This is a genomic window from Cyclobacterium qasimii M12-11B, from assembly GCF_000427295.1.
GTDB lineage: Bacteria > Bacteroidota > Bacteroidia > Cytophagales > Cyclobacteriaceae > Cyclobacterium > Cyclobacterium qasimii.
In genome coordinates this window covers 1-8436 of record NZ_ATNM01000079.1, presented here as the reverse complement: position 1 = coordinate 8436, position 8436 = coordinate 1, and the positions used below count along the sequence as shown (strand labels likewise).

Here is an 8436-nt window from a genome sequence, read left to right as displayed (position 1 = left end):
GACGGTAAATAATCGTCATTGCGAGGCTTAGCGAGGGCTTTGCGGGGAGAAAGCCGTGGCAATCCCTCGTAAGCTAGAGACTTCCACAGTATGTCTTGGTTTTGTACTTTTTGTTGATAAATTCTTGTAAATACTTAACATACTGAGATTGCCGCAGCCTTCCCTCACTTTTAGCCACCGAAAAGGGTTCGCAAGGACGATTGATCGGGACTGCCACATCCCTTCCCCTACGCCTGCCCGCCCTAAAGGGTTCTCAAGGACGATTGATCGGGACTGCCGCAGCCTTCCCTCACTTTTTCCCTCCCAAAAGGCCTAGCAGTGACGAATGGCCTTCCCGAAGAACACCCGTCCCATAAGCTATCAATTGCCCATAGGAGGTCAGCACTGCCAGGAACCTGGATTGAATGCTGCCTGCCGCACTTAACAATACAGCAACGGTCCAGAGAAAATAACCCACTGCAATAGCCGCTCCCAAGGGTGCATAAATAAACAATGCAAATGGTAACAGCAGCAATCCTATTAAAAAGACCACCGGAAGTAAATGCACAAGCTTGAGTGCATCTTTGTGAAACTTTGTAATGAAAACCCGATTCCTACCAAATTGGTGGCTTTGACGGATAAAGGATAGAAAATCATTTTTTCGATGATGGTATACAAAGGCTTCACTCACCAACTCTAACCTAAAACCTGCTTTCTTGATCCGTATGCTCAGTTCAATGTCTTCTGCCATATTGGGATGAATAAATCCCCCTACCCTTTGATATACTTCTCTGGAAAAGCCCATATTGTATCCACGGGCCTGGTATTTTGCAGGGTTTTTCATTTTACCCCTAATGCCTCCAGTGGTCAAAAAAGAAGTCATGCTAAAGTTCATGGCTTTTTGCCAGGGAGAAAAACTTTCCCCAGCATCATCCGGACCACCATGGGCATCTAATTTTTTGGTTTCTAGTACAGCATTGAGAATTTTAAAATAGTCAGCCGGAATCACACAATCGGAATCAAAAAAAACAAAATAGTCCCCTTTTGCTAGTTCTATGCCTTTGTTACGAGCAAAACCCTGTCCGGTATTTTCCTGGAAATGGTAGTTTACGTTGATCCTGTCATAAAAACCCCTGACAATCGCTTCGGAAGGATGCTCGGAACCATCCTCAATTACCACTACTTCGAAATCACTAAAGGTCTGAAGACACAGGCTTTCAAGTAAATTTTGTAGTTCCTCAGGGCGATTGTACACGGGGATGATCACCGAAAAACGCATTAGGCTTCACAATTAATTTCGTCGGAAATATTATAGTCGCTTTTATGGGTACTATTGGAGGTCATCATCTCTGCCATAAATCCGGTGAGAAATAATTGAACGCCAACGATTAGTGCTACAAGTGCAAGAAAAAATAAAGGTTGATCGGTAATTTCTCTTACGTGCAAACCATTTCTAAGGCCCGAAATTTTCTCATAAATTAACCAAACGGTGATCGCAAAACCTGTCATAAACGAAAGGGAACCCATACTTCCAAAAAAATGCATGGGATTCTTCCGGTACCTGTTGACGAAGGAAACGGAAATCAGGTCCAAAAAGCCATTGACAAAGCGTTCAATTCCAAATTTAGTTGTTCCGTATTTTCTGGGGCTATGGGCTACTTCTTTTTCTCCAATTTTGCCAAAGCCATTCCATTTGGCGATAAGGGGTATGTACCGGTGCATTTCCCCGTAGATGTCAATGTTTTTTACTACTTTGTTGGAATAGGCTTTCAAGCCACAATTGAAATCATGAAGTTTGATTCCAGAGATAAACCTCGTTACTCCGTTAAATAAACGAGAAGGGATGGTTTTTGACATAGGGTCATGGCGTTTGCGTTTCCAGCCACTGACCAAGTCAAATCCCTCTTCTGTGATCATGCGGTAAAGCTCCGGAATCTCTTCCGGGCTATCCTGCAAATCAGCATCCATTGTTACCACAACTTCACCTGCAGCCTTGGAAAAACCTACATTTAAAGCAGCGGATTTACCGTAATTGCGAATAAATCTGATGGCTTTTACATTTGCATCCCGAAGGGACAAATCTTTTATCACTTGCCAGGAATTGTCTTTGGAGCCATCGTCCACATAGATAACTTCATAACTGAGGCCTTTCGTTTCCATTACCTTTACAATCCATGCCTGCAGCTCAGGCAATGATTCTTCTTCTTCGTAAACAGGTATAATTATAGAAATTTGAGGCATATTCAATTAAAAATCAGTTGATTTATCTCTTTTTTTGATAACTGCTCCTAGAATTAAAGAAAGGATGGCGTAGATGATTAAAGCAATTCCGAAACTTTTGATTTGTCCAACAAAGGTATAGGCATCTTCCATATCCCTACGCATGTCTTTAATTTGGTCACTCGAAAGACTTTCGCCTGCACCGAAGTTATCGAGCATTTCCATCATGTTTTCAAGTTGAACTTTCACAAGCATCTCAGAAAGACCTGGATGGATTACATGATACAATAGTATGTTACCTACCATGGCTATCAATCCAGCAATAATTAAAGTGACGAACGCAAACTGAAAAGCTGTACCAAATGTCATAAAACCGCCCAGTTCTTTACGGTATTGCTTGCCAAAATAGATTACAAGTCCAAAGAAAATAACGAGGGAAGCAAAACCATACCAAGCAGATACTAAATAAGTATAGTCTATAAAGTAAATTAGAAAAGTAATCACCAACATAATTAAACCAGTGACAAAGCCTGGTTTAAGTGCGGCCTTAGATGGGGATATTGTTTGTTGCTCTATCATAATTAAAGACGATTAAAATTCAACGTTTCTCTTTAAAATTATGGAAATTATGATAGTAAAGAACAATCCTGGGAATATTTTTCGCAAAAAATCGTTTAATGCAACATCAAAAATTGTCATTTTCGAAATATTCGCATATGTTTCTTCATAAGCGGCTACATTTAATTTTTCCTCTAAAATCGTTTTATTGGCGCTCATCAACTCTAGGTTGATTTGTCTGAAGGTTGTAAACAATTCCTCATCTAACTGAATACTCCCAAAAACATACATGGCGGAAATCATTGCTATAATCGTGTAGGTGAAAAAACCTACCGTCATTCCCTGTCCAAAATATAGGTTCCCAGCGTTAAAATTGTCTCGGAAACTTTTTACACTAAAGAATACAAAAATGGGCGTAACGAGGTAACCAATAATGAGATTCATACTAATAGGCTCAATATCCAACCAATAGATGGTCAAATATCCCAAGAAACACAAGCCTCCACCATATAGCCCAAATGGTAATGCAGCTTTTAAATACCTATTCATTTAACCCTTCTATTTTGCCCTGGTTTATCAGGTATTTTACTTTTCCATTTAATGTTTGATTGAAGTATGGGTTGTTGGCAGCCAAAGAAGCATTGCTCTTTTCGTCAAACAACCATTCTTCATTAGGATCAAATACAGTAAGACTGTTCCACTCATTGGCTTCGTTACCTAAAATGGCCTGAGGTCCTTTGGTTAACTTTTCAATCAATAAGGGATAGCCCAACTCTTTTGACAATTTAACCACTGCCGGCACAAAGGTAGGCAAACCAGCCATCCCAAATGGGGAAAGGTCAAACTCCATGTTTTTAGCATCTAGCTCATGAGGAATATGGTTGGAGACCAAAGCATCGATCGTCCCATCCTTTAGCCCTTCAATTAGGGCTGCTTGTTGTGATTTACCCCGAAAAGGAGGCAGTACCTTAAGTCGGGTATCAAAATCCAATAAATCATCGTCAGTGAAAAGCAATTGATAGATGGAAACATCCGCAGTCACTGCTAAACCTTCTTTCTTGGCTTTTCGAATTTGCTCCACTGCACCTCGGGTGCTAACTGTTTGGAAATGAAGCTTCCCTCCTGTATACCGAAGTATTTCCAGGTTTTTTTGTACCGCTACTTCTTCAGCGAGATCCGGGATACCTTTTAATCCCAACATGGTGGATGAAATGCCTTCATGCATTTGACCAAAAAGTGCCAGCATTGGATCCTGACTCTGATCAAACAATACACCATTGAATTTTTGAAGGTATTGTAAGGCCTTCATCATGCGGTCTGAATGAGACAGGGATACCAAACCTTCTCCAAAAAGGTTTACACCGTAATGGTTCAAGTCCAACATTTCTGTTAGCTCCTTGCCATCAAAATCTTTAGTGACAGCCGCCTGAACATTAAAGGTCGGAAACAATAAATTGCTGTGGTTCTTTAAATAAGCCACCTCACTTTTAGACTGAATAGGGGGATTGCTATTGGGAAGTAAAACTGCTTCAGTCATGCCCCCTTGCATAAGGGCATTTGCCAGACTTTCAAGCGTCTCGCGGTACTCCTGACCTGGTTCACCAGAAAAACACCTTAAATCAGTCCATCCCTTAGAGCCCAAAAGGCCCTTGCAATCAACCAGTATTTGGTCTTCTGTAGTATTATCGCTGTTTGCTGTTTTTATGGTTTCTCCATCAAATACATAATCAGCGGCAGGTAGGATTTCTTTTTCTGTGATGATTTTCAGTGACTGGAAGCGTACGGTCATGAGCTGTTTTTATTTTTGCAAAACTGCAATTTTATTCCCTAAAATGGAAATAAAACGGAGGAAAGCCTTCAGCAATTGTAATTTTAATCCTCACTCAAACCATAAACACACAAAGACCAAGCTTTTTAGGTGAGGGAATCACTTCTGAGAAAAAATCATGCTACCAGCCATTGAACACATGACAATTTAAAGCTAATCCAGCCATTACCTCAGTTAATTATCCGAAGTTACTTTTTCCAGGCCTGATTATTCCACCTAACTATTCCAAAATGCAAAGGTAAAATCAATAGCCAAGGGATTTAATCCAAGTTAATTGCCCTGCCTACCTATGCCAAGACCTTTGAATTTTAAGTAACTCTTTACAGCTTTACTTTATTTGTAGATGATGACTGTGAAATTATAGGAATTCTGAAACTCCAGAGGAGTGATATTTTTGTAGCCAAGGGCGAAAGCCCTTGGTAAAAACAATGAGCATAACACGATTTTGGCGGTATTGTTGCTTTTTTTTCTGCAACAATGCTGACAAAATCTCCACCTATGCCATGCTCTTAGAATTCAATGAAATTCTTTACAGCTTAACTTTACTTTCTATCTTGATGATGATTGTAAAATTTTAGGAATTCTAAAACTCCAGAGGAGTGATATTTTTATAGCCAAGGGCGAAAGCCCTTGGTAAAAACAATGAACATAACAAGATTTTGGCGGTATTGTTGCTTTTTTTTTCTGCAACAATGCTGACAAAATCCCTTCGAATCAGATTTTAACAAAACTAAACAGCCATAAACGAGAATTGGATACCCCAAAGCAAAATTCTATGCTTTGAGGTATCCAATACGTACTAATAGGAATGTAATTAATTTACAATCCAGCCAAGTTCTCTTTGGCAAGTTCAAAATCAGGATTAACAGCCAATGCTGCTTCGAAAGCGGTTTTGGCTTCAGCAACACTTCCTTGATCTTTATAGATCAATCCTTTAAGGTTTTCGGCTGCAGCCACCATACTTACTTCCTGCATCTCATTGTTCTCTCCTTTCGGGAAGTTCAATTTTTGCTCTGCGGCTTTACTGTCCTTAATCAACATGTTAACTGAATTAAGGCCTTCATCATATTTCTTTAAAGTATATTGAAGGTACCCAGCTTTATACAAGCTAAACAAGTCACCTGACAATAAATGAAGTGACTCGAAATGTGGCAATGCACGTTCTAATGCGCCCAATTGCTCAAGAGAGAATGCAGCCACTTCTAAGGCCGTCAAACTTTTGTCATTTCTTTCCAGCAAATCCAAAGCAACAAGGGCTGCAGAACCATACTGTTCCATTTCAAAATACATGGAAGATAGGGTTTCAGCATAAGCAAGATTTCCAGGGTTCCTTTCCATCAGCTCATAGAGCTTCAATTTGGCCACAGATGCGTCATTGTATCTCATGGCAAGCGAATAGATCCTGTTATCCGATTCATTTTTAGCTTTTATGCTTTCACTGGATTCCTTTGTAGCAGGAGTGGTTTTTATTTCTTCCTGGGCAAGGGAAATATTTTGTGCGCTGATGCACAGCAACAAAATCAATACGGCAAATTTCATTTTCATCATCTATCTTAAGTTGTTTTCACTATTCCTTTTTTTGCAGCTAACTTGTACATTAACTCCAAGGCTTCATTTTTATTGTTTTGTATATGTCCTTCCAGGATGGCTTCTTTGATTTCTTCTTTTAAATCTCCGACCACCCTTGATGGTTTCAAACCAAATATAACCATGATTTCGTCACCAGATACAGGAGGTTGAAAATTTCTTACCTGATCTTTTGATTCTACCTCCTGAAGTTTGAGTTCTACCCTGTCAAAATTCGCTAGGAATTTTTTGACTTTGTTGTTGTTTTTCGAGGTAACATCAGCCCTACAAAGCTGCATTAGGTCATCTACATCGTCTCCGGCTTCAAAAAGAAGTCTTCTTACAGCTGCATCCGTCACCGTCTCATTGACTAAGGCGATGGGTCTGAGATGTAATTTTACTAATTTTTGCACATATTTCATCCTTTCATCCATAGGAAGCTTTAATCTTCTGAAAATTCCAGGGACCATTCTGGCTCCTTTGTCTTCATGTCCATGAAAGGTCCAGCCGACTTTTTGATTAAATCGCTTGGTAGGTGGCTTGGCAATATCGTGCATAATGGCGGCCCACCTCAACCAAAGGCTATTCGATCTGGAAGCAACATTGTCCAGTACTTGTAAAGTATGGTAAAAATTATCCTTGTGGGACTTGTCGCCTACTGAATCCACTCCCTGAAGTGCCACCATCTCTGGAAAGAACTCTTTCAATAATCCACTGACAAAAAGCAGCTTAAACCCATAAGAGGGCTTATCGGTCATGATGATCTTATTGAGTTCAACAATGGTTCTTTCACCAGAAATTATAGACATTCGGTGGGCATTATTTATGATCCCATCAAAGGTACTGGCTTCTATGTCAAATTGTAGCTGGGCAGCAAATCGAACCGCTCGCATCATCCGCAAAGGATCATCGGAGAAGGTAATGTTGGGATCTGTAGGTGTACGAATGATTTTTCTTTTCAGGTCTTTGACACCATCAAAGGGATCCAAAAGTTCTCCGAAATTTTTAGCGTTCAAGGAAACACCTAGGGTATTGATGGTGAAATCTCTTCTTTCCTGGTCCTCCTGAAGTGTTCCTGCCTCTACTTTAGGTTTGCGTGAATCGGTTTGGTAAGATTCTTTCCTTGCACCTACAAACTCCAGCTCCCAGTCATCCATTTTAATCATGGCTGTACCAAAGTTTTTAAAAACCGAAACTGGAGGTTTGTTGTCCAAAGATTCAGCCACAGCTTTTGCCAACTTAATTCCATCACCAATGCATACAAAGTCAATGTCCTTGCTTGGCCTTTTTAATAGTATATCCCGAACATAGCCACCTACTACATAGGATTCCAGGTTTAACTTATCAGCTATCTCACCAACCTTTTCAAAGGTTTGAATATTTCCTAAAGAATTTGTCAGATTCATCCATTTATTATTTTCACTCTACCGTCTTCATGTAGCTCCATAACCCTTGATTTCCTGTTAAAAGGAAAATTTTGAGTCCCTTTGATAGCTGAAGGCAGTACCTCATCCTCCCATTTCAGAAATACTATTTCCCGAATTTGGTGAAGAAGCTGCTTCCAATAGGCTGAGCTTACCAATGCAAACTTAATTAATCCACCGGATTTACCCTTATTTAAATTCCATGTTGGTTGTGGGCTTAGAAAAATCGTCTGATCTGCTGCATACTCTACAATATCCAAGGCAACATCAGAAAAGTTGCCTACCAGTGATTTTAATTGGTAGATTTCATGCACCAGGAATACACCCTCCATTTCCGGTTTCCAAAGGTCTGCTTTTATCAATTCAAAGCTTGTTCCGCTTTTGTCCTGAAAACTTAATTGACCTGTATTGGCAAATTGCCTACTTACTTCCTTATAGTCCACAATTTTATTTTTTTATGGGTTAAAACCCGAAATAGGCAATAGATATTCTATTACGGGATATAATCACTTCAAAATCAATCACTTCGTTGCTATTTTCGACCTCAACATAGCATGGCTATGATTCAGTCTCCAAATAGCTCGATTTTTTTATGATTAAATCCCTTCCCGATTAATTCGGGACAGGAATTACGAAATCTATTGCATAATCCGGGTTAAAACCCGAAATAGGCAATAAATATTCTATTACGGGATATAATCACTTCAAAATCAACCACTTCGTTGCTATTTTCGACCTCAACATAACATGGCTATGATTCAGTCTCCAAATAGCTCGATTTTTTTATTGATTAAATCCCTTCCCGATTAATTCGGGACAGGAATTACGAAATCTATTGCATAATCCGGGTTAAAACCCGAA

The 8436-nt window shown here is 39.7% G+C and carries 8 protein-coding genes; all 8 read right to left on the bottom strand.

The genetic code is table 11. The annotated features are described in order from the left end of the window. Nucleotides 1-289: 289 nt before the first annotated feature. Nucleotides 290-1258, bottom strand: coding sequence for a glycosyltransferase family 2 protein (locus tag ADICYQ_RS08205; RefSeq protein ID WP_020894149.1), 969 nt, complete (start codon nt 1256-1258; stop codon nt 290-292). Further along, on the bottom strand, nt 1258-2220 hold the full coding sequence (locus ADICYQ_RS08200) for a glycosyltransferase family 2 protein (RefSeq protein ID WP_020894148.1): 963 nt from the start codon (nt 2218-2220) through the stop codon (nt 1258-1260). Before ADICYQ_RS08200 ends, ADICYQ_RS08205 begins: the two co-directional genes overlap by 1 nt. Before the next feature lie 6 nt (nt 2221-2226). Then, nucleotides 2227-2778: a DUF4199 domain-containing protein gene (locus ADICYQ_RS08195; protein ID WP_020894147.1), complete on the bottom strand. Its 552-nt coding sequence runs from the start codon at nt 2776-2778 to the stop codon at nt 2227-2229. A gap of 12 nt (nt 2779-2790) precedes the next feature. After that, nucleotides 2791-3306, bottom strand: a complete 516-nt coding sequence (locus tag ADICYQ_RS08190; protein ID WP_020894146.1) for a DUF4199 domain-containing protein — start codon at nt 3304-3306, stop codon at nt 2791-2793. Next, nucleotides 3299-4546, bottom strand: coding sequence for a dihydroorotase (locus ADICYQ_RS08185; protein ID WP_020894145.1), 1248 nt, complete (start codon nt 4544-4546; stop codon nt 3299-3301). Before ADICYQ_RS08185 ends, ADICYQ_RS08190 begins: the two co-directional genes overlap by 8 nt. Before the next feature lie 858 nt (nt 4547-5404). Continuing rightward, nucleotides 5405-6133: a tetratricopeptide repeat protein gene (locus ADICYQ_RS08180; RefSeq protein ID WP_020894144.1), complete on the bottom strand. Its 729-nt coding sequence runs from the start codon at nt 6131-6133 to the stop codon at nt 5405-5407. A gap of 5 nt (nt 6134-6138) precedes the next feature. Continuing rightward, nucleotides 6139-7557: a CCA tRNA nucleotidyltransferase gene (locus ADICYQ_RS08175; protein WP_020894143.1), complete on the bottom strand. Its 1419-nt coding sequence runs from the start codon at nt 7555-7557 to the stop codon at nt 6139-6141. Beyond that, nucleotides 7554-8018: a hypothetical protein gene (locus ADICYQ_RS08170; RefSeq protein ID WP_020894142.1), complete on the bottom strand. Its 465-nt coding sequence runs from the start codon at nt 8016-8018 to the stop codon at nt 7554-7556. Before ADICYQ_RS08170 ends, ADICYQ_RS08175 begins: the two co-directional genes overlap by 4 nt. Nucleotides 8019-8436: the final 418 nt, after the last annotated feature.